This window comes from Erythrobacter oryzae, from assembly GCF_030271515.1.
Lineage (GTDB): Bacteria > Pseudomonadota > Alphaproteobacteria > Sphingomonadales > Sphingomonadaceae > Erythrobacter > Erythrobacter oryzae.
In genome coordinates this window covers 335,789-360,495 of record NZ_JASCXI010000001.1, presented here as the reverse complement: position 1 = coordinate 360,495, position 24,707 = coordinate 335,789, and the positions used below count along the sequence as shown (strand labels likewise).

Below are 24,707 nucleotides of genomic sequence, written 5' to 3'. Positions count from 1 at the left end.
CCGCATCATGCCCCTCTCGCTCCTCCCCGAAGACATTGCTGCCCTTGCTGCCCGCGTGGTGTCCGAGAACGCGGCGGCCGGGCGAAAGATCGCCACCGCCGAAAGCTGCACCGGCGGGCTGGTGGCGGGCGCGATCACCGAGATCGCGGGCTCGTCGGCGGTGCTCGACCGCGGCTTCGTGACCTATTCGAACGAGGCCAAGATGGAGATGCTCGGCGTGCCGTCCGACATTATCGAGACCTTCGGGGCCGTCTCGATCGCCTGCGCCTGGGCGATGGCCAAGGGCGCGCTCGACCGGTCGAAGGCCGATGTGGCGGTGGCGATCAGCGGGGTGGCGGGTCCCGGCGGGGGCACGCCGCAGAAGCCGGTCGGCACCGTGGTCTTCGCCCGCGTGGTGCGCGGCGCGACCGGCGAGCCAGAAGGCGAACTCAGGTTCTTCGAGGGCGGCGAGGGCCCGGGCGGGCGTGCCGAAATCCGGCGTCAGGCGACGATCTGCGCGCTCGAGCTGCTGTTGCCGTAAAGCGCTGCCGCGCGCGCCTCGAAGGCCTCGACCATCTTGCGGAAGGCCTTGTCGAAATACTGGCCCGCGATCCGCTCGAACAGGCGGTTCTTGAAGGTGAAGTCGACGAGAAAGTCGATCTCGCAGGTGGAGGCGTCGACCTCGCGAAAAGTCCAGACATTGTCGAGGTCGGAAAGCGGCCCGTCGATATAGTGGACGTCGATCTCCCGCGGCCGGGTCTTGGAGACGCGGCTGGTGAAGCTCTCGCGGATCGCCTTGAAGCCCACCACCATATCCGCGACCATCTCGGTCTCCGAGTTGGAGCGCACGCGGGTCGCGATCACCCAGGGCAGGAACTCGGGGTAACGCGCGACGTCCGCCACCAGATCGAACATCTGCGCGGCACTGTAAGGCAGGCGGCGGGTTTCGCGGATGCCCGGCATCAGGCGCGCGCCTTCTCCCGCGCGAGCTTCTCCTCACGCGCGGCGCGCATTTTCGCGAAATCATCGCCCGCGTGATAGCTCGAGCGGGTCAGCGGCGAGGAGGCGACCTGGAGGAAGCCCTTGGCCCGCGCGATCGCGCCATAGGCGGCGAAAGCCTTCGGGGTGACGAATTCCTCGACCTTGGCGTGCTTGGGCGTCGGCTGGAGATACTGCCCCATGGTGATGAAATCGACCTCGGCGCTGCGCATGTCGTCCATCACCTGATGGACCTCCAGACGCTGCTCGCCCAGCCCCAGCATGATGCCGGACTTGGTGAAGATCAGCGGATTGTGCGCCTTCACCTCCTCCAGCAGCCGCAGCGAGGCGTAGTAGCGCGCGCCGGGGCGGATGGTGGGATAGAGCCGAGGCACGGTCTCGAGGTTGTGGTTGTAGACGTCCGGCCCCGCCTCGCAGATCATCTCCACCGCGCGGCGCATCTTGCCGCGGAAATCGGGGGTGAGGATTTCGATGGTGGTGTTGGGCGTCGTCCGGCGCAGCGCCTCGATCACCTTCACGAATTGCGAAGCGCCGCCATCGGGCAGATCGTCGCGGTCGACGCTGGTGATGACGATATGCTCGAGCCCCATCTTGGCCGCCGCGATGGCGGTGTTCTCGGGCTCGAACGGGTCAACCGCGCGCGGCATGCCGGTCTTGACGTTGCAGAAGGCGCAGGCCCGGGTGCAGACATCGCCGAGGATCATCACCGTCGCGTGTTTCTTGGTCCAGCACTCGCCGATATTGGGGCAGGCCGCTTCCTCGCACACCGTGTGGAGATTGAGCTCGCGCATCAGCTTGCGCGTCTCGTTGTAGCCCTCGCTCACCGGCGCGCGCACGCGGATCCAGTCGGGCTTGCGCTGGCGGGCTGGCCGGTCTTCGGGAGCGCTCGGCTGCGGCGGGCTGGAGAGGTCGTTCATGGGTGCCATTTAGGCGCGTGCAGCCGCTGCCGCAAGCGCAGGGGCGCTTGCAATTGTGGCACCGCGTCCTGACAAAAAAGAGCGCCGGAGCGGTGGCCCGCCCGGCGCTCTAGCGATGTTCAGCCGTGATGGCGTCCGGTCAGCCGCCGGTGGCCGGGGCAGCCTTCTGCTCGGCATAGGCCGTCCACAGCCGCGCGATCGGAACGCGCGCGCCCGAGACCTGCTTGAAGGTCGCAACCGCCGCTTCGGCATTGCCGGCACCCAGCTGCGCGATGCCGAGGCGCGTGAGCGACGCGTCGCGGTCCGCATCGGCGAGCGTCAGGCTCTTCTCGTAGAAGCCTGCAGCCTTGGCATATTCGCCATAGCTGAGGAAGGTGTCGCCCGCCGCCATCACAGTGCGCAGCTTGGCGGTGGGGGCGTTGGCATCGCGCTCGAGCGTCGGCAGCGCAGCCCGGTCGGCGGCGACGAGGCCGCTGGCGGACTTGTACTGCTCCTCGACCCAGCTGTCGCTGCCCTTGGGGATCGCGCCCTTGGCATAGGCGTCTTCGATCACTTCCTTCACTTCCGAAGGCAGACGGCGCGGGTCTGCGGATTCGATGTAGATGATGTAGTCGTTCTTTTCCTTGAGCGTACCGATCTTCTTGCCGAGGCGCAGCAGATCGAGCAGCACCGGCCCGTCGAAATCGTTGAGATTGCGCGTCAGGTTGACAGCATCGCGCCAGTTCTCGGGCGACGGGTAATCGGCGACCCAGCTCTCGACGAAGTCATAGACCTGCGGCACGATCTCGTTGGTATAGGCCACCGAGACCCCGCGGCGGTAGAGCTTGGCATCGACCGTCTGGCCCGCCGCCTTCTTGGCCGCGATCACATCGAGGAGGTACTTGAGGCCTTCCTCGTTGCGATCCTCGGTGAAGAAGAGCTCGGCCATGTTCATCTGCAGGTCCGAAACCGAAAGGTTCGGAGCGGTGTAGCCGAGGTCGATCGCCTTCTGGAGATAGGTGCGTGCCTTTTCGTAGTCCTTCAGCTCGTTGGCGAGCTGGAAGGCCACGACATTGTAGCGGCCCGTGTCTTCCGGCTTGGTCTTGCCGCTGGCCAGCATCATTTCCGCGCCCTGGAGCTGGAGCGCATAGTCCTTGCCGGTGATCCCGGCGTTGAACAGCAGGCCGCCGAGCGCGAGCTTGTCGTCCGCGGTCGCCGCGAGCGGGACCAGCGCCATGATCTCGGGCTTGAGGGACGCGACATTGGCGCCGGGGGCCTTGAGCTTGGCGTCGAGCGGCTGGTAGGCCTTGACGAAGGCCGGGGTGTAGACGGGCTTGCCAGCTTCGGCTTCCTCGCCCTTCTTCTTCTTTTGCGCATAGGCCGCGTCGGCAAAACCGGGAACGGCGAGCATGGCGGTGCCGGCGGCCAGCGCCACGGCAAGCGCGAACTGGCGCGCGAGCGCGGCCGGACGACGGGGCGAAGAGATATTGGTCAATGCATCCTCCACAAGAAGCGCAAGTCCGGCCAGTCGATCGGCGTCGGGCCTTGCGGCGAACTTCCGCGCTCGCCTTTGAACGGCTCGCACGGAATTTGCAATTCCCGCTAGGCGCGCCGTGCTGAACGGGCTTTGAATGCCCCCGCCGCCTCTCCTTCAGGTGGCGGTCTGCAAGTGTGGAAAAAAGAGCGTGGTTCGTGCTTTGTTCCGCTGCTGCTGTGGCGAAACTGCGGGCATGTGCCTAAATGGAGGGAACCTTCCGGCCCTGCTATGGCCGGCCCGCCTGATACGGCACGCCAACACTCACAGAAACGGCCCCGACCTTGAGCGACGACAGCGACATTCTCGATTCCCCCGCAAGCCCGGTTCCCGGCTTCGACCGCGTCGACATCGTCGACGAGATGAAGACGAGTTATCTCGACTATGCGATGAGCGTCATCGTCTCCCGCGCGCTGCCCGATGTGCGCGACGGGTTGAAGCCGGTGCACCGCCGCATCCTCTTCGCCAGCCAGGAAGGCGGCTTCGTCGCCGGCCGCCCCTATCGCAAGAGCGCCAAGATCGTCGGCGACGTGATGGGTAACTACCACCCCCACGGCGACAGCGCGATCTACGACGCCCTTGCGCGCATGACGCAGGACTGGTCGATGCGCGTGCCGCTGATCGACGGTCAGGGCAATTTCGGCTCGATGGACCCCGATCCCCCGGCCTCGATGCGTTACACCGAAGCGCGGCTGGCGCGGGTGGCAAACAGCCTGCTCGACGATCTCGACAAGGACACGGTCGACTTCACCGACAACTATGACGGCAGCCGCAAGGAGCCGACGGTGCTGCCCGCGCGCTTCCCCAACCTGCTGGTCAATGGCGCGGGCGGGATTGCGGTCGGCATGGCGACCAACGTGCCGCCGCACAACCTCGGCGAAGTGATCGACGGCTGCATAGCCTTCATCGAGAACCCGCACATCACCTCGGAAGAGCTCATCAAGTTCATCCCCGGCCCCGATTTCCCCACTGCCCCCCTGATCCTCGGCACCCACGGCGCGCGGATGGCCTACACCACCGGGCGCGGCTCGATCCTGATGCGCTGCCGCCACGAGATCGAAAGCACCCGCGGCGCCAAGAGCGAAGGGCGCGAGAGCATCGTCTTCACCTCGATCCCCTATCAGGTGGGCAAGTCGGGCCTCGTCGAGAAGATCGCCGAGGCCGCCAAGGACAAGCGCATCGAGGGCATCAGCGACATCCGCGACGAGAGCTCGCGTGAGGGCGTGCGCGTGGTGATCGACCTGAAGCGCGATGCGACCCCCGAGGTCGTGCTCAACCAGATCTGGCGCCACACCCCCGCCCAGTCGAGCTTCCCGGCCAACATGCTGGCGATCCGCGGCGGGCGCCCCGAAACGCTCACCCTGCGCGATATCGTGCAGAGCTTCATCACGTTCCGCGAGGAGGTCATCACCCGCCGCACCAAGTTCGAGCTGAACAAGGCGCGTGAACGGGCGCACCTGTTGCTGGGTCTGGTGGTCGCGGTCTCGAACCTCGACGAGGTCGTGGCAATGATCCGTTCGGCCCGCAATCCGGCCGAGGCGCGTGCCAAGCTGCTCGCCAAGGAGTGGCCGATCGGCGACATCGCGCAATATATCCGTCTGGTCGAGGCGATCGAGCCCGATGCCGAGCAGGACGGCGGTACCTATCGCCTGTCCGAGCGGCAGGTGAAGGCGATCCTCGAACTGCGCCTCCACCGCCTGACCGCGCTGGGCCGTGACGAGATCGGCGACGAGCTGAAGGAACTGGCGCTCTCGATCGAGGAATTCCTGTCGATCCTCGCCGACCGCGTGAAGCTCTATGGCGTGATGCGCACCGAGCTTGAGGAAATCCGCGCCACCTACGCCACCCCGCGCCTGTCCGAAATCGCCCCTGCATGGGATGGTCTGGAAGACGAAGACCTGATCGAGCGCGAGGACATGGTCGTCACCGTCACCCACGGCGGCTACATCAAGCGCACGCCCCTGGACGCCTTCCGTGCCCAGGCGCGCGGCGGCAAGGGCCGCTCGGGCATGGCGACCAAGGACGAGGACGCGGTGGTCGAGCTTTTCGTCACCTCGACCCACAACCCCGTGCTGTTCTTCACCAACACCGGCCGCGTCTACCGCATGAAGGTGTGGAAGCTGCCCGAAGGCGGGCCCCAGACCAAGGGCCGCCCGATGGTCAACCTTCTGCCCTTGGGCGACGAGGAGCGCGTCACCAACGTCCTCCCGCTGCCTGAGGACGAGGCGACCTGGGCCAACCTCAACATCGTCTTCGCCACCGAACAGGGCATGGTCCGTCGCAACTCGATGGACGCCTTCGCCAATATTCCCACCGCAGGGAAATATGCGATGGGCTTCGTCGAAGGTTCGGGCGACCGGTTAATCGGGGTGCAGTTGCTGACCGAGGACCAGCAGATCTTCCTTGCGAGCGACGCCGGCAAGGCGATCCGCTTTTCCGCCACCGACGCGCGCGAGACCAAGAGCCGCACCGGTATCGGCGTGCGCGGAATGAGCCTCAAGAAGGGCGGCAAGGTCGTGAGCATGGCGGTGGTCGATCCGCTCACCGCCGACATGGAAACGCGCGAGGCCTACCTTCGCGCTGCCGCGTGGAAGAACAACGATGCCGTCCCCACCCTCCCCGCCGACAAGCAAGCGGCGATGGCCGAGGCGGAGGAGTTCATCCTCACCATCACCGCCAACGGCTATGGCAAGATCTCCTCGGCCTACGAATACCGCACCACCGCGCGCGGGGGGCAAGGGATCACCAATATCGGGACGCCGGAAAGCAATCCTGAAAGGAACGGGCCGGTTGTGGCGAGCTTCCCCGTGAAGCACGGCTCGCAGCTGATGCTGGTGACCGATCAGGCCAAGCTGATCCGCCTCGGGATCGATTTCCGCCACCTCATCGAGGGCGGGTTCGAGGAGCACAAGGGCTTCAGCATTTCGGGCCGCGGCTCCTCGGGCGTGCGCATCTTCAACGTCGCCGAGAACGAGCACATCGTCGGCGCCGCGCTGATCGATGATGCGGGCGAGGACGAGGACGAGGCGCCCGCTGCGGAAGGCGCCCCCGATCTAGCCGGGTGATGGCGGACCCGGGCGGCACACGGCTTCGATGTTGTGCCCGTCCGGATCAAGCACGAAGGCCGCGTAATAATCCGGCCCGTATTGCGGCCGCAGCCCCGGGCCGCCGTGATCGCGCCCGCCTGCGGCGAGGGCGGCGGCATGAAAGGCGTCGACCACCGCATGGCTGGGCGCGCGAAAGGCAATGTGGTTGCCCTCCCCCACCCGCTCCTGGTCGCCGATCCAGAACAGCGGATCGCCCTCGGGGCCGTAGCCGAGCGCGCTCCCGCCGCTGGCGGTCTGGGCGGGGTCGATGGTGACGAGCAGGCGCATCCCGAGCGGCGCTAGCGCGGCATCATAGAAGTCGCGGCTGCGGGCGATGTCGCCGACTGCAAGGCCGATATGGTCGATCATGGCAGGACCCTCTCGCAAGGCTGCCGACCATAGCAGAGCGGGGCCGAGGCCGCGATCCGGCCCGCCGCGCGTGCGGGTCTACCGGACCGGTTGCTCGCCCCGCAGGCACTGGATGATCCCGGTCGCGATCATCAGCTGGCCTGCGTAGTAGAGCGGCCAAATCAGGATCGTGTTGGCGGGCTCGAGATCGAGCGGACCCATTCTGGCGAAGATCAGCCAGTCGCTGATGACAAACAGCACCGCCCCCGTGCCGACACGGTAGCGCGGGTAGTGGCTCATCCAAGCGGCGCTCGCCATGCTGCCCAGGAAGGCGGCATAGATCGCGATCTGCGCATTGCCGCTCAGCAGCCAGCTCACCAGCGGGGTGCCGACGAGCAGCACCGCCCCGATCAGCTTCTGCACCGGCGAGGGGCGCTTGTGCAGGTTCCTGAGGTAGAGACCCACGGCGACCACATGGGCGGCGGCGAAGAACGCGCCACCGGTCAGGAAATCGAGCTCGATCGCAACATCGCCGCAGGCCGCCAGCGCCAGCGCGCCGACCAGCAGGAAGCCGTCGCCGCGATGCTTGCCCTCCGGCACGCGCAGCGCGACATAGAGCGCCAGCAGGCCGACGCTCGCCCCCTTCAAGGCCAGGCCCCATGTGCCCTCTCCCACCGGATTGTCGCGCAGGAAATAGTAGGCGAGCGAGGCGGCCACGCTCGCCAGCAGCCACGGCCTCTGTTCGATCAAAGCAGCTTTCGCCATTCCCGCCATTCCCATCCAAAGGCCCTTGGGGCTTGCCGGGGGGCTATCACGCAATTACGCGGCTCACCATGACCCGACACGCGACTTCCCACGATGTGCACATAATCGGCGGCGGCCTCGCCGGGAGCGAGGCTGCGTGGCAGCTTGCGCAGGCGGGCGCGAAGGTGCGTCTGTCGGAGATGCGCGGGAGCGGCGAGATGACCCCGGCGCACCAGACCGATGGCCTCGCCGAGCTGGTGTGCTCCAACTCCTTCCGCTCGGACGACGACACCAAGAACGCCGTGGGGCTGCTGCACCACGAGATGCGTCAGCTGGATTCGCTGGTGATGCGCGCCGGGCACGTGGCGCGGGTGCCGGCGGGCAGCGCGATGGCGGTTGACCGGGATGTGTTCTCGGCCGAGGTCGAGAAAGCCCTCACCCAGCACCCCAAAGTCACCATCGTGCGCGAGCGGGTGGACGAATTGCCGCAAGCGGGTCTCACTATCGTCGCCACGGGGCCGCTGACCGCCGAGGCGCTCGCGGGCAGCATCGTGCGCGCGACCGGCTCCGAACGGCTCGCCTTCTTCGATGCCATCGCGCCGATCGTGCACTACGATTCGATCGACATGAGCAAGGTCTGGATCCAGTCGCGCTGGAACAAGCGGACCGAGGCCTCGAACGAAGGCGGCGATTACATCAACTGCCCGCTGACGCAGGAGCAATACCTCGCCTTCCACAAGGGGCTGATCGAGGGCGAGAAGACCGAGTTCAAGCAGTGGGAGAAGGACACGCCCTATTTCGACGGCTGCATGCCGATCGAGGTGATGGCCGAGCGCGGGGTCGAGACCCTGCGTTTCGGGCCGATGAAGGGCGTGGGGCTCGACAATCCCTTCGATGTGACGCCCGAATTCCCGCAGGGCCGCTGGCCCTATGCCGTGGTGCAGCTGCGGCAGGACAACAAGCTCGGCACGCTGTGGAACATGGTCGGCTTCCAGACCAAGCTGAAGTATGCGGCCCAGATCGAGCTGTTCCGCACCATCCCCGGGCTGGAGAACGCCGAATTCGCGCGGCTTGGCGGGCTGCACCGCAACACCTTCCTCAACTCGCCGGAAGTGCTTGACCGCCAGCTCAGACTGAAGGCCGCGCCGCATATCCGCTTTGCGGGCCAGGTGACGGGCTGCGAGGGCTATGTCGAGAGCGCGGCCATCGGGCTTGTCGCGGGGCTGATGACGGCGGCCGAACTGGCGGGCCGCGCATGGCAGCCGCTCCCAGCTACCACCGCACTTGGCGCGCTGCTCAGCCACATTACCGGCGATGCCGAGGCCGAGACCTTCCAGCCCATGAACGTCAATTTCGGCCTCTTCCCGCCGCTTCACGAGGTCGGCAAGAAGGTGCGCAAGGAGGCCTACACCTCGCGCGCGAAGGACGACCTCGCGCGCTGGATTGCCGCCAACCGCGAGGCTGTGGCGGCCTAGCCGATCAGCACTTGCACGCCGGTTTCTTCACCGCCGGCTTGGGCGCGGTCGCGGCGAATTCGCGCGGGGTCAGCTTGCCATCGCCGTCCTTGTCGGCCTTGCCGAAGCGATCGACCGTGGTCACGGCCCATTCCTCGAAGGTCAAAAGGTTGTTCCCGTCCTTGTCGAGGCTGCGGAAGCCATCAGTGCGGGTGGAGAGCATCTCGTCGCGGGTGATGACGCGGTCGCGGTTGCGGTCATAGCGGAAGAAGCGCTGCTCCTCCTTGCCGAGCTCGCTCATTTCCGGGGGCGCGGGGCCCTTCAGGCTTCCCGGATCGGCGATGGGAAGCTGCATCGGATCGGGCTTGGCCGGTGCCACTGCGGGCGGCGGGGCGCCGCGTTCGATTTCGGCGCGGCCCTGCCACCAGAACACGCCCACTCCGGCAAGGGCCAAGCCCCCCAGCACTCCCAGCACCGCCTGTCGCAAGGGTCTGCCCCCCTTTCGAAGCTATCAGCGCTGCCGTAAATACACGTAATCAGGCGCGAAAGATAGCGGCCCGCAGCGCGGCGAGCGAAGCGCCCCGCCCTTCCATCAGCGGCCGCCCCCCTCGAGAGAGGCCGCGCAAGGCCAGCGCCTCGAGCACCGCCAGCCCTCTGAGCGCGCGCGGGATGCGGCCCGCCGGGCTCGCCACCGCCAGCCCGGCCGCGACCAGCGTGGCGCATTCCTCGGGGTCGGAAACCCCCGCGGCCGCATCGGCGAGCGCCCAGCGCCGGCCTGCTGCGGAAAGCCGGCCTGCGGTTGCTTCATCGGCCAGCCCCGCAAAGAAGGCGCCGCGCCCCGCGCCGAAGCTTTCGGCCTCGGCGGGACCGAGGTTTTCGGCGGTAACCAGAACCTCCCAGCCATCAACCATTTGCGCCAGAAACGCCTCGCGGCCCTGCCAGTGCTGGCCGATCCCGTCGAGCACCGCATCGCCGCGCGGGCGCTCCGCCACCGGCTTGCCGAGCGCCTCGCGCCACCAGGCAAGGCGCATCTGGCCGAGCATAGGCTCCTGCGTGCGCCCGACGATCCGCGCCAGCCTGCGGTCAAGCTGAAGAGCTATGCTTAACGCACCGCGAACCTTTGGCGCGCTCCAGGCGAGGGCCAGTTCGGCTTCCGGCGGCAGGGGATCGGGGGCCTCGCTCGTCACGCGGCCGCGCCTAGCCGCGCGCCTGCCCGTTTGGCAAGCAAACTGTCCCGGCGCGGCACGCCTTGGCCCGTGGCAGACCCCCGTGAGCGCGGCAAGATTTTGTTAACCATGATCTTTGGCAATCCGCTTACCCAACCGGGTTAAGGGCTGAGGCTGCATCTGGAATGCCCGCGCGATTTTTGTGCGGGCGACGGGGAAGGGCACCGAAGCGATGGGGCGAGAAATGCAGGCCAGAACGTCGTTCTTGCACAAGCTGCTGCACGACAAAACCGCCAACACGCTCGCGATCGCTGCCGCATCGCTGATCCCGATGATGGCGATGGTCGGCGGCGGTATCGACGCGAGCCGTTACTACATGGCAGCCGCGCGCATGCAGGCCGCGTGCGACGCCGGGGCGCTGGCCGCGCGCCGGGCGATGCCGACGACGGTAATGAGCGCCGAGGCGCGCACCCAGGGCCTCAACTTCTTCGACCAGAACTTCAACGACGGCATTTTCGGCGTCACCAACCGCACGCGCAACTACACCGCCGACTCGGCGGGCAAGGTGACCGGCACCGCGAGCGGAACCCTGCCCTCGACCATCATGGCGGCCTTCGGCTACACCCAGTTTCCGATCTCGGTCACCTGCCAGGCCGAAGTGAACATCGCCAACACCGACATCATGTTCGTGCTCGACGTGACCGGCTCGATGGCCGATTGCCCCGCAAGCGGCGGCTGCAACTCGGGTCCCGGCTCGAAGATCGTCGGCATGCGCGCGGCGGTGATGAGCTTCTACGATACCGTGGAAAGCGCCTCCTCTCCGACAGCACAGGTGCGCTACGGCATCGTGCCCTATTCGCAGCAGGTCAATGTCGGCTTCTCGATCCCGACCGCCCACATGGCGAGCAGCAACCGCTACCAGACGCGGGTTGCGCGCTACAATCCGGCGGTCCTGCCGGGCGGAAACGTCGGCGACACGATCCTGGTGTCGGACGGGGACGAATTCCTGCCGCGTTCGACCTCGAACTTCAATTCCAGCAACACCAACGACTACCGCTTCCGCACCGACGGAACGAACGCGACCACGGCTGCGACCTTCTGCACCGCCACCCTGCCCGGGACCTACACTGTCAACGTCAATGGCGATAACCAGACCTGGCAGGTGTTTGCTACGCCGGTGATCGTGGCGAACCAGTGGGGCGGTGGAGACTGGTGGAACCGCGCGGGCTGTCGCGGGCGCGTGCGCAAGACGCGTCGGGCCACCGAGGCCGACCTCACCCCGCAGTTCCGCGACTGGGTCTATTGCCAGGTGACCACTGGTGCCGCAGACCCCTGCACCATCGTCAACCCCGCCGGTAGCCCCCCCGGCTGGCAGTCGGTCAACCTCGCGAGTCTTTACAGCAACAACTCGATCGACCTGCCGATCGGCGCCAATGGGACGATGACCCGCGTCAACTGGTCCGGCTGCATCGAGGAACCCAACACCGTCCAGACCGACAATTACAGCCCGATCCCGGCCAACGCCTTCGATCTCAACATCAATCTCGTGCCCGCCAACGAAACGCAGCGCTGGAAGCCGGCGCTGTTCGACGCGGTGTGGAAGCGCGAGAATTCGGGCACCAACACCAACAGCTATATCTTCACGACGGGCAATCTGGCGCGCCCCGGCTGGGTGTGCCCGCGGGCCGCGCGCCGAATGGCCGAAATGACCCGTGGCGACCTGCAGTCCTATGTCGACTCGCTGCAGGCCAGCGGCAACACCTACCATGACATCGGCATGCTGTGGGGCGCCCGCTTCATCTCGCCGCGCGGAATGTTCGCGGCCGACAACAACTCGGCGCCCAATGGCGAAACGATCTCGCGCCACATCGTGTTCATGACCGATGGCGCGCAGGTCAACAACGTCGAGAACTACTCGACCCACGGGGTCGAATGGTGGGATCGCCGCATCACCGGCGACGGCAACAGCACCACCGAGTTCAACCGCCGTGCCGCGCGTCTGCAGGCGATCTGCAATGCCGCCGAGCAGGAAAACATCACGGTCTGGGTCGTGGCCTTCGGGACCACACTGACTCAGAACCTGATCGACTGCGCCTCGCCCGGCCGTGCGTTCCAGGCGGCTGACAATGCCACGCTCACCGAGCAGTTCCGGCAGATCGCGCAGAAGATCGCCGCGCTGAGGCTCACGCAATGATGCGGCGGCGGTTCTTCATTGCCCGCGCGGTGCTGCGCAATCTGCGGCGGAACCGCGAAGGCGTCACGCTGGTCGAGTTCGCGATCGTCGGACCGGTCCTCATCCTGATGCTGATGGGCCTGTTCGACATCGCGCATACGCAATACACCAGCGCAGTGCTCTACGGCGCGGTGCAGAAGGCGGCGCGCGACTACACGCTGGAATCGGCTGCGGTCAACGAGACGGCGCTCGACAACCGCGTGCAGGACCAGATCCGTGCGGTGATGCCCAACGGCGCGACGATCACCTTCACCAAGACCGCCTTCGACGACTTCAAGAACGTCAACGAGCGCGAAGAGTGGACCGATACCGACAACAACGGCACCTGCAATAACGGCGAGCCGTACCAGGACGAGAACAACAACTCGAGCTGGGACGTCTACCGTGGTCAGGGCGGTCTCGGCGCCGCCCGTGACGTCATGCTCTATACCACCAACGTCACCTACCCGCGGCTGTTTCCGATGTTCGGGATGATCGGCCTGCCCGCCAACGTGACCTTGTCGGCCACGACGGTGCTGCGGCGTCAGCCCTTCGACGCGGGAAGCAATCTCAGCCCGACTGTGAGGAATTGTTGATGACCCGCCCGCTCCGTCATACGATCCGCCAGACGATGCGCAGCCTGAAGCAGGATTGCTCGGGCCTCGCGATGGTCGAATTCGCCTTCGCGGCACCGCTGGTGCTGGGCATGGGGATGCTCGGAACCGACACCGCCTCGCTCGTGATCGCACACCTCCAGGTCAGCCAGATCGCGATGCAGGTCGCGGACAACGCCTCGCGCGTGGGTGAGGAGGATACCCTAGCCGCCCGCCGCGTCTACGAGCGCGACGTGGTCGACACCCTGATGGGTGCCGAAAAGCTGGGCGAGAACATCGCGATCTACCAGCAGGGCCGGATCATCGTCTCCAGCCTCCAGCAGAACGCGCAGGGCGGGCAGTGGATCGCATGGCAGCGCTGCCGCGGCGCCAAGAACTACAACTCGAGCTTCGGCGTGCAAGGCGCCGGCGCGACCGGGACCTCGTTCCCGGGCATGGGCGTGCCGGGGCGCTACATCACGGCATCGGTCGGCACCGCGGTGATGTTCGTCGAGGTCGCTTACAACTTCCGCTCGGTGACCCCAATGAACCTCTTCGACAACCAGCAGATCGTCTACACCGCCGCGTTCAACGTGCGCGACAACCGCGATCTGTCGCAGCTCTACACCGGCGGCCCGGTCGCGCGCTGCAACGTCTATTCGGCGAACCGCCCGACCTGATCCGGTCGGGCGGCGCCGGACGCCGCCCTACTTCTTGTAGCACACCTTGCGCGCGCCCTCGGCGATGCGCGCGGCATCGATCAGCGCGAGCCTTTCGAGATTGGCGGCATAGGGCAGCGGCACGTCCTCGTTGCACACCCGCAGCACCGGCGCATCGAGGTGGTCGAAGCCCTCCTCCATGCAGATCGCGACGATCTCGGACGCGATCGAGCAGACCGGCCAGCCCTCTTCGGCCACGATCAGCCGGTTGGTCTTGGCGAGGCTCTTCAGGACGGTGTCCTTGTCGAGCGGGCGCAGGGTGCGAAGGTCGATCACCTCGGCATCGATCCCCTCGCCCGCCAGCGTGTTCGCCGCTTCGAGCGCGAGGCCGACGCCGATCGAGTAGGTGACGATGGTGACGTCCTTGCCCTCGCGCACAACCCGCGCCTTGCCGATCGGCAGGACATAATCCTCGACATCGGGCACGTCGAAGCTGCGGCCATAGACAAGCTCGTTCTCGAGGAACACGACCGGATCCTCGCAGCGGATCGCGGCCTTCATCAGGCCCTTGGCATCGGCCGCATCATAGGGCGCGATGACGATCAGGCCGGGCACGCTGGCATACCACGGCCCGTAGTTCTGCGAGTGCTGCGCACCGACGCGGCTCGCCGCGCCGTTGGGCCCGCGGAAGACGATCGGGCAGCGCATCTGGCCGCCCGACATGTAATTGGTCTTGGCGGCCGAGTTGATGATGTGGTCGATCGCCTGCATCGCGAAGTTGAAGGTCATGAACTCGACGATCGGACGCAGGCCCCCCATCGCCGCGCCGGTGCCGATGCCGGCAAAGCCGTATTCGGTGATCGGCGTGTCGATGACGCGCTTCGGCCCGAACTCGTCGAGCAGGCCCTGCGTGACCTTGTAGGCGCCCTGATACTCGGCGACTTCCTCACCCATCACGAAGACGCGGCGGTCGCGGCGCATTTCCTCGGCCATCGCATCGCGCAGCGCCTCGCGCACGGTGATGCTGACGAGCTGGGTGCCGGCGGGAATGGCCGGATCGGCGGCAGGGGCAGCCGCAGCGGGCTTCTCGGCCTTGGGTGCCGGGGCCGGAGCGGGCGTCGCCGCAGGAGCAGGCTCGGCAGCAGGAGCGGGCGAAGGCGCAGCCGCCTCCCCTTCCCCCGCGATCAGCGCGATCACCGCGCCGACGGCCACGTCCTCGGTCCCGGCAGGCACAAGGATCTTCTCGAGCACGCCTTCATCGATCGCCTCGAACTCCATCGTCGCCTTGTCGGTCTCGATCTCGGCGATGATGTCGCCCGGTTCGATCCGGTCGCCTTCCTGCTTCAGCCACTTGGCGAGCGTGCCCTGCTCCATCGTCGGCGAGAGGGCCGGCATCTTCAGTTCGATCCCCATGGCTCAATACTCCTCCACGAGAACATCGGTGTAGAGTTCGCCCGGCGCCGGTTCGGGCGAGGTTTCGGCGAAATCGGCTGCGGCAGCGACATCGGCGCGGATCGCCTTGTCGATCGCCTTCAGATCCTCCTCGGTCTTGCCGCCTGCGATCAGGGTCTTCTTCAGACCTTCGATCGGGTCATGGTGATCGCGCTGTTCCTGCACTTCCTCGCGGGTGCGGTACTTGGCGGGGTCGGACATGGAATGGCCGCGGTAGCGGTAGGTGTTGCACTCCATCAGCACCGGTCCCTTGCCGGCGCGGACATGGGCGAAAGCGACTTCGGCGGCGGCGCGCACTTCGAGCACGTCCATGCCGTTGACCTTCATGCCGGGGATGCGGAAGGCGGTGCCGCGGCGGTAGAACTCGGTCTCGGCCGAGCCGCGCCGCACGGCCGTGCCCATCGCATAGCCGTTGTTCTCGATCACGAAGACGATCGGCAGCTTCCACAGGGCGGCCATGTTGAAGGTCTCGTAGACCTGGCCCTGGTTGGCCGCGCCGTCGCCGAAATAGGCAAGGCACAGCCCGCCGTCCTCGTTGTACTGGTGCGCGAGCGCAAGGCCACCGCCCAGCGCCACCTGCGCGCCGACGATGCCGTGCCCGCCGTAGAATTTGTGCTCGGTCGAGAACATGTGCATCGACCCGCCCTTGCCCTTCGAGATCCCGGCCTCGCGGCCGGTCAGCTCGGCCATGATCACCTTGGGATCGATCCCGTAGGCGAGCATGTGGCCGTGGTCGCGGTAGCCGGTGATGACGCTGTCGCGGTCATTGTCGAGCGCCGACTGCAAGCCGATCGCGACCGCTTCCTGCCCGATATAGAGGTGGCAGAACCCGCCGATCAGGCCGAGACCATAAAGCTGCCCCGCCTTTTCCTCGAAACGGCGGATGAGCAGCATCTGGCGGTAGAATTCGAGCATCTCGGCTTCGGAAGCGGCGTAGCGCTTGTTCGCCTCGAAGGCCTCCTGCAGCGAATGCAGAATGAAATCGGCATCGTCCGCAGCAGTTGCGGACCCTTTTGCGGGCTTTTTCGCCAAGACCAGTATCCCTCACTGTGGCGCGCTCATGGGGAGGAGAAACGCCGTCCAATGCCTTGCTCTATAGGCAGGCTAGCGGGGGTGACGCAACGGCAAGGCGTTGCAGAAAATCGCACGCGCATACGAAATCAGGGCAATCGGCAAATTGCGGCGCGCTTACTCGTCGTCGAGCGTGATCACGACCTCGTCCTCGCGCATCACGCCGAGCTGGTCGCGCACCAGTTCGCTGGCGAGATCGGGATCGGCCGCGTCGGGATCGAGCAGCATCACGCGGTTGCGCAGGCCATCGCGCTTTTCGGTAAGCTTGGCGATCTCGGCCTTGCGGGCTTCGAGTGCGGAGGCGTTCTCGCTCCATGCCAGCAGCCCAGTCGGGCCGGCGACGGCAAAGCCTCCGATCAGCAGCAGCGCGACCAGCGCCACGACCCGCTTCAGCCTGCTTTCCTTCACCGGTTTGCGCATGTCGGAAAAACCCGAGTCCCCCTCGCTGCGCAATCCCGCGCGCAACGTCAGGTTCACAGAATCACACTTGGCCCCGCGCCGCAAGGGGAATGCGCTGCAATGCGCAATAAACCGGTGAGCATCGTCGCGATTTCAGTAAGACCGGGGCAGGCCCAGCACGTGCTCGGCGAGGTAGGAGAGGATGAGGTTGGTCGAGATCGGCGCGACCGTGTAGAGCCGCGCCTCGCGGAACTTGCGCTCGACGTCGTATTCCTCGGCAAAGCCGAAACCGCCGAAGGTCTGGACGCACATGTCGGCCGCCGCCCAGCTGGCTTCGGAGGCAAGGAGCTTGGCCATGTTGGCCTCCTCCCCCGGATTGCCGCCCTCGTCATAGACCCGCGCGGCGTGGTGGACCATGAGCTCGGCGGCGCGCATCTGGGCATAGCAGCGCGCGATCGGGAACTGGACGCCCTGATTCTGGCCGATGGGCCGGGCGAAGACACTCCGGTCCTTCGCGTAGCCGGTCGCCTTTTCGATGAACCACTTTGCATCGCCGATGCATTCGGCGGCGATCAGGATGCGCTCGGCGTTCATCCCTGAGAGAATGTAGCGGAAGCCCTTCCCCTCCTCGCCCACCAGCGCGGATGCCGGGATGCGCAGATCGTCGAAGAACACCTCGCAGGACGAGTGGTTCATCATCGTGCGGATCGGCTTGACCGTCATGCCGCTCTGGAGTGCCGCCTGCATGTCGACGAGGAAGATCGAGAGCCCCTCGGTCTTGCTCGCCGCTTCCTCGCGCGGGGTGGTGCGGGCAAGGAGCAGCATGAGGTCGGAATGTTCGGCGCGGCTGGTCCAGATCTTCTGGCCGTTGATGACATAGTGGTCGCCGTCGCGCACGGCGCGGGTCTTGAGACTCAAGGTGTCGGTGCCGCTGGTGGGCTCGCTCACCCCGAAGGCCTGCAAGCGCAACTCGCCGCTGGCGATGCGCGGCAGATAGGCCGCCTTCTGCTCGGGCGAACCGTAACGCAGCAGGGTATTCATGATGTACATCTGCGCGTGGGCGGACGAACCGTTGCACCCGCTTGCCTGGATTTCCTCCATGATCACACAGGCCGCCTCGAGGCTGAGGCCGCTGCCGCCGTGCTCGGTCGGGATCAGCGCGGCGAGAAAGCCCGCCTTGGTCAGCGCGTCGACGAACTCTGCCGGGTATTCGCGTACAGCATCCTTCGCGCGCCAGTATTCCCCCGGAAAACCCTCGCACAGCGCACGCACCGCGCGGCGGATTTCGGCGAGTTCCTCGGGTTCATGGGCGGATTGCGGCACGGGTCAGTCTCCTTGTGGCGCCGGGGATTGCCCGCTCGCACCCCTCAAGTCCACCTCACGAATTTGGGTGCTTTCGCGAAAGACGCTTGCTCTGGCAATCCGGTTTCGATCTGCTACCGACTAACCGCAAGAGGGAGAGCGCCCATGCAGATCATCGCCCACAACCCCGCCCGTTTCGAGAGCCTGCCCGACTATCCCTTCGCGGAGAACTGGCTGACCATAGACCTCGGCGAGAGGCTGACCGCGCGGATGCATTATCTCGACGAGGGGCCGAAGGACGCGCCCCCGCTGCTGCTGTTCCACGGCGAGCCTTCGTGGTCCTACCTCTACCGCAAGATGATCCCACTGCTGGTGGCGGCAGGCTTCCGCTGCCTTGCGCCCGACCTCATCGGCTTCGGCAAGAGCGACAAGCCGGACGCGCAGGGCTTCTACACCTATGCGCGCCACGTCGACTGGCTCAAGCAGTGGCGCAACGCTGTGGTGCCAGAAGTGGCCGGGCTGTTCTGCCAGGACTGGGGCGGATTGCTCGGCCTCAGGATCGTCGGGCAGGAGCCCAAGCGCTTCGCCTTCGTGGTCGCCAGCAACACCTTCCTCCCCACCGGCGGCGGCAAGGCGTCGGAAGGCTTCCTCGCGTGGCGTGAGTTCGCCCGCTCCTCGCCCGAATTCCGCATCGGGGGCATCATGCATCGCGGCTGCCAGAGCGGGCTCTCCCCCGAAGAGATCGTCGCCTATGACGCCCCCTTCCCCGACGAGGCCAGCAAGGCGGGCGCGCGCGCCTTTCCGCAGCTGGTGCCGATCGAGGACGACAAGGACGGCGTCGCCGACAACATCGCCGCGTGGGAGGGGCTCGCCGGTTTCGACAAGCCCTTCCTCACCCTGTTCGGCGAGGATGATCCGGTCCTCGGCCGCGCCGCGCCGCTGCTCACCGGGCGGATCAGGGGCGCCGAGGGCCAGCCTCATGCGATGCTCGCGAAGTGCGGGCATTTCAGCCAGGAAGACCACCCCGAGGCGCTCTCGCAGGGCGTGATCGACATGGCGCGGAAGGCCGGTTTCCTGCCTTGACCCAAACCCCGCCCGCCCCCGCCTACCTCACCCGCACGCAGGAGCGGGCGCTGGCGCTCACCATCGCGGTGGTGACGGCGAACGCCTATTACATCCACCCGATCATCGGCGAGGTCGCCCGCGGGTTCGGGGTCGGCGAGGCGGAGATCGGGCTGGTGCCGGCGCTGAACCAGCTGGCGCTGGCGCTCGGCATCCTGCTGCTGCTGCCGCTGGGGGATTTCTACCCCAACCGGACGCTGTGCCTCGTCTTCGTGGCGGGGCAGACGCTGTGCCTTGCGGGCATGGTGCTTGCGCCCGGCTTCGTCGCCTTCACTGCCGCATCGACCCTGCTCGGCTTCTTCACCATCGCGCCCTATCTGATCCCCGCCTTCGCCTCCAAACGCGTCGCTCCCGAGCGGCTGGGAGCGGTGACGGCGCAGCTGACCGCGGCGGTGATCTTCGGCATCCTCGTCGCGCGCGTGAGCGCCGGGATCATCGCCGCGCGGGCCGACTGGCACACGGTCTACGTCTGCGCGCTCGCGCTGATGGTCGCGGTGACCGCCTTCCTGCCGGTCGCGATGAAGAGCGAAGCCGGTGCCCCCAAGCAACCACCTGCGAGTTACGGCGCGCTGATAGCCTCGGTCTTCACCCTCGCCGCGCGGCATCCCGACATGCGGATCTCGGCCGCGATCCAGGGGCTGAACTTCGCGATCTTCACGGCGAGCTGGCTCGCGCTGGCACTGCACCTCACCGGCCCGGCGATGGGCTACGGCACCGATGATGTCGGCTACCTCGCAGGGATCGCGGCGGTGAGCGTCTTCACCACCCCGCGGCTCGGGCGCTGGGCGGACCGGGTCGGCCCCCGGCGTGCGCGGATCGCGGCGGCGCTGGTGCAGCTGGCGGGAATCGCGCTGTTTTATCCCCTCGGCTTCAGCATCTGGAGCATCGCGGTGCCGCTGTTCATCACCAATCTGGTCGGCCCGACAGTGGACGTGACCGGGCGCATGACGCTCTTCACCCTCGCCCCCGAAATCCGCACGCGGCTCACCACCAGCTACATCGTGACGATGTTCGTCGGCGGCGCGGTCGGCAGCGCGGCGGGGACGGCGGTGTTCGACATTGGCGGCTGGGGTGCAACCTGCGCGCTGCTGCTGGCGACGAGCTGTATTGTGGTGGCTCTCTCGCTCCATGCCGAGCGGCGCTGGCAGAGGCTCGCACAAGCGGAGTGATGGTGACCCCGGCGCGATTCGAACGCGCGGCCCCCAGATTAGGAATCTGGTGCTCTATCCGGCTGAGCTACGGGGTCCCGCCGCTTCCAATAGCAGCCGGACGTGACCAATCAATTGAGTTTCTCGGGCGGCGCGACGGGGAACGGTAGTGGCGCGACGGGCACGCCCTCCTCGATCAGCGCCTTGGCTTCGGCGAGGCTGGCCTGCCCGTGGATCGGGGCCTCGTCGCGCTCGCCATAGTGCATCTTGCGCGTTTCCTCGGCGAACTTGTCGCCGACCCATGTGGAGTGCTTGAGCGCCTCGGCCTGCGCCTTGGCGAGCGCGGCGAGCGCCTTCTGCACCTCGGCCGGCATCGGGGTATTGGCCATCGGCCGGGACGCCTCGGGCGGGAGCACCTCCTGCCGCTGGTTGCCCTTGGCGGGCACGGCCGGGGCCATCGGGGCCTTGGTCACCTCGGACGTCCCGCAGGACGGGCAGCACAGGAGCCCACGCGCGCGCTGGTCCTCGAAGTCACCCGAGGAGCCGAACCACCCTTCGAAACGGTGGCCTTCCGTGCAAGCAAGGTCAAAGACGATCATGTCAGATCAGGATGTGGCGATTTCCCGGCGGTTGGCAAGAGCCGGAACCTGCGCGCGCACGGCGGCGATGCGGGCAAGGTCGATGTCGCAGAAGGCAAGGCCCGCCTCCTCCCCGCCCATGTCGAGCAGCACCTCGCCCCACGGATCGACCACGAGGCTGTGGCCATAGGTCTCGCGCCCGTCCTCGTGCACGCCAACTTGCGCAGCGGCGACGACGAAAGCCTGCGCCTCGATCGCGCGGGCGCGCAGCATCACGTGCCAGTGCGCCGCGCCGGTGGGCCGGGTGAAGGCGGCGGGCACGGCGAGGCAATCGCAGGCGCGGTCGCCCAGCGCGCGCCACAGCGCGGGGAAGCGCATGTCGTAGCACACCGCCAGCCCCAGACGGCCGACCGGCGTGCCCTCAACTGTCACCACCGCGCGCCCCGCCTCATAGGCATTGCTCTCGCGCCAGCTTTCGCCGGTGGCGAGATCGACGTCGAACATGTGGATCTTGTCGTAGGTGATCGGCGCGGGTGCGCCGGGCCCAAAGACCATCGAGCGGTTGGCGCTCTTCTCTCCCGCCTCGTGCGCCACCGCCATCGAGCCGAGCGCTATGGTGACGCCGGTCTCGGCCGCCAGCGCGGCGAAGCGCGGCACGAAGGGCGATTCGCCCTGCGCCACGATATGCGGGGCCGCGCGCGCCCGGTTGCGATCGAGCAGCAGCGACATTTCGGGGGTGAAGAGCATCGCTGCCCCCTCCCCTGCCGCCGCGCGCGCGGCTTCGGCAATCGCCGTGAAATTCGCCTCAGGATCGATCCCCGAGGTCATCTGGAGGATGGCGATCTTCGGCATCGGCCCGGCAGCCCCTATCCTGCCAACAGCGCGTCGAGCTTGCCCGCCGCCTCGAGCGCGGCGAGATCGTCGCTCCCGCCCACGTGGGTCTCGCCGATGAAGATCTGCGGCACCGTCATCGCGTTCGGCGCACGGGCGAGCATTTCCTCGCGCTTGGGGCCGCCCAGCGTGATGTCATGCTCGGTGAAGACCGCGCCCTTCTCGGACAGCAGGCGCTTGGCGCGCACGCAGAAGGGGCAGGCGAATTTTGTATAAATGTCGATTTGCGGGGCGGCCATCATGTCCCTCTTGAAAGCGTCTGCGTCAAAACCAGATAAGCACAGTCGCCGCGTTTCGCCAGTCTCGGGAAACGCCCTGCGGCAAGGCGGGTGCTGCATCCGGCAGGCCCGCGTCAGACGTTGAATCGCTCATCACGAGGATTTGCCAATATGTCGCGTTTCGATTTCACTCCCTACCGCCGCTCCACCGTGGGCTTCGACCGGTTGTTCGACCTGCTCGAGAACCAGGCGCGCCTCAATGCCGGCGACAACTACCCCCCCTTCAACATCTCGCGCCGGGGCGAGGACAATTATCGCATCACGCTCGCCGTGGCGGGCTTCCGCGCCGGTGATATCGACATCACCGCGCAGCAGAACTTGCTGGTCGTGCAGGGCAAGAAGCGCGAGGAGGTCGAGGACGCGGGCGAGCTTATTCACGTTGGCATCGCCAACCGCGGCTTCGAGCGCCGGTTCGAGCTCGCCGATTTCGTGCGTGTCGAGCGAGCCGACCTGGCTGACGGCCTGCTGATCATCGATCTGGTGCGCGAGGTTCCCGATGCGATGAAGCCGCGCAAGATCGCGATCGGTGGCACCACGCCGACGCTCACCGCCGTGCCGACGGGCGAAGGCGAAGACACCGCCAGCGCCGCCTGAGGCGCTTCCGAATACAGACCGTAGAATCAAAGGGGGCGGATCTTGCGATCCGCCCCCGCGACTTGCGTCGCCTCGGCTGATCCTATCCGTCCGGGTCGCAGAAGACGGACAAAATCAGCCAAGCTGTTATCGCAGAACTTGCGCGGCATCGCCACCGTTCAAATGACCTGCCCGGGGCTTTCGCCCATGCGATGCGGCCATCGGCGTCAACTAACGCGCGAGTTCCTAGAAAACCGTGAAAACCAGCCCCGCGTCTAATGCGGAATGGCAATGTTGCGCAAGGCCTATCTGCAAAACTTGTATGGAAACGACACGTCAAGTCCGTGTTGGGAAACAAAGGATTGCAAAGGAGATTTGAACCTCCCTCGCACCCCGTGAGGCGACGCTCGGGACGCGGCCGGATGACCTGTGAAAAGTGACAGGGGGTCGCAGGCAGGGAGCAAAAAAGCGCAAGCGCCTGCGCGCCCGCGGCACCGCCACGGGCGTGCAGCGCGCGAGTCGCCGGTGTGTCAGACGAGGCGCGACTGCTCGAGCGCGGCGGCGATGAAGCCGGCGAACAGCGGGTGCGGATCGAAGGGCCGCGACTTCAGCTCGGGGTGGAACTGAACGCCCACGAACCACGGATGGTCCGGCCGCTCGACGATCTCGGGCAGCAGCCCGTCGGGGCTCATGCCGGAGAAGATCAGGCCCTGCTTCTCGAGCGGCTCGATATAGGCGCTGTTGACCTCGTAGCGGTGGCGGTGGCGCTCGGAGATCAGCTCGGCGCCGCCATAGATCTGCGAGGTGTGGCTGTTGGGGCTGAGCTTGGCCGGATAGGCACCCAGACGCATCGTCCCGCCGAGGTCCCCGCCCTCCTCGCGCTGCTGGATGCCTTCCTTGCTCATCCATTCGGTGATGATGCCGACCACGGGCTCTGACGTGGGGCCGAACTCGGTCGAGGAGGCTTCGGCTATCCCCGCCGCGCGCGCGCCCTCGATGCAGGCCATCTGCATGCCGAGGCAGATGCCGAAGAAGGGGACGTTGCGGGTGCGGGCGAAGCGAACGCTGGCGATCTTGCCCTCGCTCCCGCGCTCGCCAAAGCCGCCGGGGACGAGGATGCCGTGCATCGGCTCCAATTGGGCGATGATCTGGCTGTCGTCGTCGCCTTCGAAGATTTCGGCGTCGATCCAGCGGATGTTGACCTTGACGCGGTTGGCGAGCCCGCCGTGGACCAGCGCTTCGTTGAGGCTCTTGTAGGCATCGGGGAGGCCGACATATTTGCCGACCACCGCGATGGTGACTTCGCCTTCGGGGTTGAAGTGCCGCTCGGTCACGTCCTTCCATGCCGAGAGGTCGGGCGCCGGCGCGTCGGTGATGCCGAAGGCGCGCAGCACTTCGCGGTCGAGCCCTTCGGCATGATACTGCTCGGGCACCGAGTAGATCGAAGGCGCATCCAGCGCCGGAATCACCGCCTCGGCGCGCACGTTGCAGAACTGCGCGATCTTGCGGCGATCGCTCTCCGGGATCGGGTGTTCGGCGCGGCACAGCAGGATGTCGGGCTTGATCCCTAGCGCGGCGAGCTCGCGCACCGAGTGCTGGGTGGGCTTGGTCTTCAGCTCGCCCGCGGCCTTGATGTAAGGCACCAGCGTGACGTGGACGCTGACGGTCTGGAACGGCTCGAGCTCGTTCCTGAGCTGGCGGATCGCTTCCATGAAGGGCAGCGATTCGATGTCACCGACCGTCCCGCCGATCTCGCACAGGATGAAGTCGTTATCGCCCTGGTCGGCGAGCGCGAATTCCTTGATCGCGTCGGTGACGTGCGGGATCACCTGCACCGTCGCGCCGAGATAGTCGCCGCGGCGTTCGCGGGCGATGATGTCGCGATAGATCCGGCCCGAGGTGATGTTGTCGGCCTGGCTCGCCGAAACGCCGGTGAAGCGTTCGTAGTGCCCGAGGTCGAGATCGGTCTCGGCCCCGTCGTCGGTCACATAGACCTCGCCGTGCTGATAGGGGCTCATCGTGCCCGGATCGACGTTCAGATAGGGGTCGAACTTGCGGATGCGGACCTTGTAGCCGCGTGCCTGCAGGAGGGCCGCCAGAGAGGCTGCCATGAGACCTTTGCCGAGCGAGGAGACCACGCCGCCGGTGATGAAAATGAACCGCGCCATGGGAGTTGGGCCTTAAGCGTCAGGAGGGATTCGGGGCAAGCGAATTGCGCCCCGC

Annotated in this window: 24 protein-coding genes and 1 tRNA gene; 9 read left to right on the top strand and 16 right to left on the bottom strand. The window is 66.6% G+C overall.

All coding sequences use genetic code 11. The annotated features are described in order from the left end of the window. The first annotated feature begins 7 nt into the window (after window positions 1-7). Window positions 8-520, top strand: a complete 513-nt coding sequence (locus PFX90_RS01795; protein WP_285709859.1) for a CinA family protein — start codon at window positions 8-10, stop codon at window positions 518-520. Here the strand turns inward: PFX90_RS01795 and PFX90_RS01790 are convergent. The 3 genes from PFX90_RS01790 to PFX90_RS01780 all read right to left on the bottom strand — a co-directional run bounded on the left by PFX90_RS01790 (window position 481) and on the right by PFX90_RS01780 (window position 3,369). Further along, the gene (locus PFX90_RS01790; RefSeq protein WP_285709856.1) at window positions 481-942 is read right to left on the bottom strand and encodes a type II toxin-antitoxin system RatA family toxin; all 462 of its coding nucleotides are present in this window, start codon (window positions 940-942) and stop codon (window positions 481-483) included. The two genes, PFX90_RS01795 and PFX90_RS01790, sit on opposite strands and share 40 nt — an antisense overlap. After that, window positions 942-1,895 (bottom strand): lipoyl synthase, encoded by a 954-nt coding sequence (gene lipA, locus PFX90_RS01785; protein ID WP_285709854.1) that lies wholly within the window; start codon window positions 1,893-1,895, stop codon window positions 942-944. Before lipA ends, PFX90_RS01790 begins: the two co-directional genes overlap by 1 nt. Window positions 1,896-2,034: 139 nt before the next feature. Next, window positions 2,035-3,369, bottom strand: coding sequence for a hypothetical protein (locus PFX90_RS01780; protein ID WP_285709851.1), 1,335 nt, complete (start codon window positions 3,367-3,369; stop codon window positions 2,035-2,037). A 323-nt stretch (window positions 3,370-3,692) separates the two neighbouring features. Between PFX90_RS01780 and gyrA the strand changes: the two genes are divergently transcribed. Continuing rightward, window positions 3,693-6,473, top strand: coding sequence for a DNA gyrase subunit A (gene gyrA, locus PFX90_RS01775; protein WP_285709848.1), 2,781 nt, complete (start codon window positions 3,693-3,695; stop codon window positions 6,471-6,473). Here gyrA and PFX90_RS01770 read toward each other — a convergent pair. After that, complete coding sequence (locus tag PFX90_RS01770) at window positions 6,462-6,863, bottom strand: VOC family protein (protein ID WP_285709845.1); 402 nt, start codon at window positions 6,861-6,863, stop codon at window positions 6,462-6,464. The genes gyrA and PFX90_RS01770 overlap by 12 nt on opposite strands. Window positions 6,864-6,941: 78 nt before the next feature. Next, window positions 6,942-7,607, bottom strand: coding sequence for a lysoplasmalogenase family protein (locus PFX90_RS01765; protein WP_285709841.1), 666 nt, complete (start codon window positions 7,605-7,607; stop codon window positions 6,942-6,944). Window positions 7,608-7,675: 68 nt separating this feature from the next. Here PFX90_RS01765 and trmFO point away from each other — a divergent pair, with 68 nt between their 5' ends. After that, the gene (trmFO, locus tag PFX90_RS01760; RefSeq protein ID WP_285709839.1) at window positions 7,676-9,061 is read left to right on the top strand and encodes a methylenetetrahydrofolate--tRNA-(uracil(54)-C(5))-methyltransferase (FADH(2)-oxidizing) TrmFO; all 1,386 of its coding nucleotides are present in this window, start codon (window positions 7,676-7,678) and stop codon (window positions 9,059-9,061) included. A 4-nt stretch (window positions 9,062-9,065) separates the two neighbouring features. Here the strand turns inward: trmFO and PFX90_RS01755 are convergent, their stop codons facing one another. Both PFX90_RS01755 and PFX90_RS01750 read right to left on the bottom strand, forming a co-directional pair. Then, complete coding sequence (locus tag PFX90_RS01755; protein WP_285709838.1) at window positions 9,066-9,506, bottom strand: EF-hand domain-containing protein; 441 nt, start codon at window positions 9,504-9,506, stop codon at window positions 9,066-9,068. Window positions 9,507-9,576: 70 nt separating this feature from the next. After that, complete coding sequence (locus PFX90_RS01750; RefSeq protein ID WP_285709836.1) at window positions 9,577-10,227, bottom strand: hypothetical protein; 651 nt, start codon at window positions 10,225-10,227, stop codon at window positions 9,577-9,579. A gap of 223 nt (window positions 10,228-10,450) precedes the next feature. Between PFX90_RS01750 and PFX90_RS01745 the strand changes: the two genes are divergently transcribed. Genes PFX90_RS01745 through PFX90_RS01735 form a run of 3 tightly spaced genes read left to right on the top strand, consistent with a single transcriptional unit; the run spans window position 10,451 to window position 13,691 of the window. Continuing rightward, complete coding sequence (locus PFX90_RS01745; protein WP_285709833.1) at window positions 10,451-12,400, top strand: pilus assembly protein TadG-related protein; 1,950 nt, start codon at window positions 10,451-10,453, stop codon at window positions 12,398-12,400. Then, complete coding sequence (locus PFX90_RS01740) at window positions 12,397-13,014, top strand: TadE/TadG family type IV pilus assembly protein (RefSeq protein ID WP_285709829.1); 618 nt, start codon at window positions 12,397-12,399, stop codon at window positions 13,012-13,014. The genes PFX90_RS01745 and PFX90_RS01740 overlap by 4 nt, the downstream gene beginning before the upstream one ends. After that, entirely contained in the window at window positions 13,014-13,691 is a 678-nt protein-coding gene (locus PFX90_RS01735; protein ID WP_285709827.1) for a TadE/TadG family type IV pilus assembly protein, read from the top strand. Before PFX90_RS01740 ends, PFX90_RS01735 begins: the two co-directional genes overlap by 1 nt. Window positions 13,692-13,718: 27 nt before the next feature. Here the strand turns inward: PFX90_RS01735 and PFX90_RS01730 are convergent, their stop codons facing one another. The 4 genes from PFX90_RS01730 to PFX90_RS01715 all read right to left on the bottom strand — a co-directional run bounded on the left by PFX90_RS01730 (window position 13,719) and on the right by PFX90_RS01715 (window position 17,915). Continuing rightward, window positions 13,719-15,083 carry a pyruvate dehydrogenase complex E1 component subunit beta gene (locus PFX90_RS01730; RefSeq protein ID WP_285709825.1) on the bottom strand — a complete coding sequence of 455 codons (1,365 nt, stop codon included), beginning with the start codon at window positions 15,081-15,083 and terminating at the stop codon, window positions 13,719-13,721. A gap of 3 nt (window positions 15,084-15,086) precedes the next feature. Further along, a complete protein-coding gene (gene pdhA / locus PFX90_RS01725) occupies window positions 15,087-16,154 on the bottom strand; it encodes a pyruvate dehydrogenase (acetyl-transferring) E1 component subunit alpha (protein WP_285709824.1) in 1,068 nt (355 codons plus the stop codon). Between the two features lie 156 nt (window positions 16,155-16,310). Then, entirely contained in the window at window positions 16,311-16,613 is a 303-nt protein-coding gene (locus tag PFX90_RS01720) for an FtsB family cell division protein (protein ID WP_285709821.1), read from the bottom strand. 132 nt (window positions 16,614-16,745) lie between these two features. Then, a complete protein-coding gene (locus PFX90_RS01715) occupies window positions 16,746-17,915 on the bottom strand; it encodes an acyl-CoA dehydrogenase family protein (RefSeq protein ID WP_285709819.1) in 1,170 nt (389 codons plus the stop codon). A 144-nt stretch (window positions 17,916-18,059) separates the two neighbouring features. Between PFX90_RS01715 and PFX90_RS01710 the strand changes: the two genes are divergently transcribed. Together PFX90_RS01710 and PFX90_RS01705 are read left to right on the top strand one after the other, a co-directional pair. After that, window positions 18,060-18,977, top strand: a complete 918-nt coding sequence (locus PFX90_RS01710) for a haloalkane dehalogenase (RefSeq protein WP_285709817.1) — start codon at window positions 18,060-18,062, stop codon at window positions 18,975-18,977. Beyond that, window positions 18,974-20,185, top strand: a complete 1,212-nt coding sequence (locus PFX90_RS01705) for an MFS transporter (RefSeq protein WP_285709813.1) — start codon at window positions 18,974-18,976, stop codon at window positions 20,183-20,185. Before PFX90_RS01710 ends, PFX90_RS01705 begins: the two co-directional genes overlap by 4 nt. Here the strand turns inward: PFX90_RS01705 and PFX90_RS01700 are convergent. The 4 genes from PFX90_RS01700 to grxC form a co-directional block, all read right to left on the bottom strand. Further along, window positions 20,186-20,262: transfer RNA gene (locus tag PFX90_RS01700), tRNA-Arg, on the bottom strand. Window positions 20,263-20,295: 33 nt separating this feature from the next. Beyond that, a complete protein-coding gene (locus PFX90_RS01695) occupies window positions 20,296-20,763 on the bottom strand; it encodes a DUF1178 family protein (RefSeq protein ID WP_285709811.1) in 468 nt (155 codons plus the stop codon). A gap of 6 nt (window positions 20,764-20,769) precedes the next feature. Further along, window positions 20,770-21,594 carry a nitrilase-related carbon-nitrogen hydrolase gene (locus tag PFX90_RS01690; protein WP_285709808.1) on the bottom strand — a complete coding sequence of 275 codons (825 nt, stop codon included), beginning with the start codon at window positions 21,592-21,594 and terminating at the stop codon, window positions 20,770-20,772. Between the two features lie 14 nt (window positions 21,595-21,608). Continuing rightward, window positions 21,609-21,872, bottom strand: a complete 264-nt coding sequence (gene grxC / locus PFX90_RS01685; protein WP_285711226.1) for a glutaredoxin 3 — start codon at window positions 21,870-21,872, stop codon at window positions 21,609-21,611. A gap of 150 nt (window positions 21,873-22,022) precedes the next feature. Here grxC and PFX90_RS01680 point away from each other — a divergent pair, with 150 nt between their 5' ends. Beyond that, on the top strand, window positions 22,023-22,505 hold the full coding sequence (locus tag PFX90_RS01680) for an Hsp20 family protein (RefSeq protein WP_285709805.1): 483 nt from the start codon (window positions 22,023-22,025) through the stop codon (window positions 22,503-22,505). 509 nt (window positions 22,506-23,014) lie between these two features. Here the strand turns inward: PFX90_RS01680 and PFX90_RS01675 are convergent. Next, the gene (locus tag PFX90_RS01675) at window positions 23,015-24,652 is read right to left on the bottom strand and encodes a CTP synthase (protein ID WP_285709803.1); all 1,638 of its coding nucleotides are present in this window, start codon (window positions 24,650-24,652) and stop codon (window positions 23,015-23,017) included. Window positions 24,653-24,707 lie beyond the last annotated feature (55 nt).

What these genes read in the sequence shown, in the direction of transcription:
- PFX90_RS01795 (WP_285709859.1), top strand. Translation starts at nt 8, where the DNA reads ATGCCCCTCTCGCTCCTCCCCGAAGACATTGCTGCCCTTGCTGCCCGC.
- PFX90_RS01790 (WP_285709856.1), bottom strand. Translation starts at nt 942, where the DNA reads ATGCCGGGCATCCGCGAAACCCGCCGCCTGCCTTACAGTGCCGCGCAG.
- lipA (WP_285709854.1), bottom strand. Translation starts at nt 1,895, where the DNA reads ATGAACGACCTCTCCAGCCCGCCGCAGCCGAGCGCTCCCGAAGACCGG.
- PFX90_RS01770 (WP_285709845.1), bottom strand. Translation starts at nt 6,863, where the DNA reads ATGATCGACCATATCGGCCTTGCAGTCGGCGACATCGCCCGCAGCCGC.
- PFX90_RS01765 (WP_285709841.1), bottom strand. Translation starts at nt 7,607, where the DNA reads ATGGCGAAAGCTGCTTTGATCGAACAGAGGCCGTGGCTGCTGGCGAGC.
- trmFO (WP_285709839.1), top strand. Translation starts at nt 7,676, where the DNA reads ATGACCCGACACGCGACTTCCCACGATGTGCACATAATCGGCGGCGGC.
- PFX90_RS01745 (WP_285709833.1), top strand. Translation starts at nt 10,451, where the DNA reads ATGCAGGCCAGAACGTCGTTCTTGCACAAGCTGCTGCACGACAAAACC.
- PFX90_RS01740 (WP_285709829.1), top strand. Translation starts at nt 12,397, where the DNA reads ATGATGCGGCGGCGGTTCTTCATTGCCCGCGCGGTGCTGCGCAATCTG.
- PFX90_RS01735 (WP_285709827.1), top strand. Translation starts at nt 13,014, where the DNA reads ATGACCCGCCCGCTCCGTCATACGATCCGCCAGACGATGCGCAGCCTG.
- PFX90_RS01730 (WP_285709825.1), bottom strand. Translation starts at nt 15,083, where the DNA reads ATGGGGATCGAACTGAAGATGCCGGCCCTCTCGCCGACGATGGAGCAG.
- PFX90_RS01720 (WP_285709821.1), bottom strand. Translation starts at nt 16,613, where the DNA reads ATGCGCAAACCGGTGAAGGAAAGCAGGCTGAAGCGGGTCGTGGCGCTG.
- PFX90_RS01710 (WP_285709817.1), top strand. Translation starts at nt 18,060, where the DNA reads ATGCAGATCATCGCCCACAACCCCGCCCGTTTCGAGAGCCTGCCCGAC.
- PFX90_RS01695 (WP_285709811.1), bottom strand. Translation starts at nt 20,763, where the DNA reads ATGATCGTCTTTGACCTTGCTTGCACGGAAGGCCACCGTTTCGAAGGG.
- PFX90_RS01690 (WP_285709808.1), bottom strand. Translation starts at nt 21,594, where the DNA reads ATGCCGAAGATCGCCATCCTCCAGATGACCTCGGGGATCGATCCTGAG.
- grxC (WP_285711226.1), bottom strand. Translation starts at nt 21,872, where the DNA reads ATGGCCGCCCCGCAAATCGACATTTATACAAAATTCGCCTGCCCCTTC.
- PFX90_RS01680 (WP_285709805.1), top strand. Translation starts at nt 22,023, where the DNA reads ATGTCGCGTTTCGATTTCACTCCCTACCGCCGCTCCACCGTGGGCTTC.
- PFX90_RS01675 (WP_285709803.1), bottom strand. Translation starts at nt 24,652, where the DNA reads ATGGCGCGGTTCATTTTCATCACCGGCGGCGTGGTCTCCTCGCTCGGC.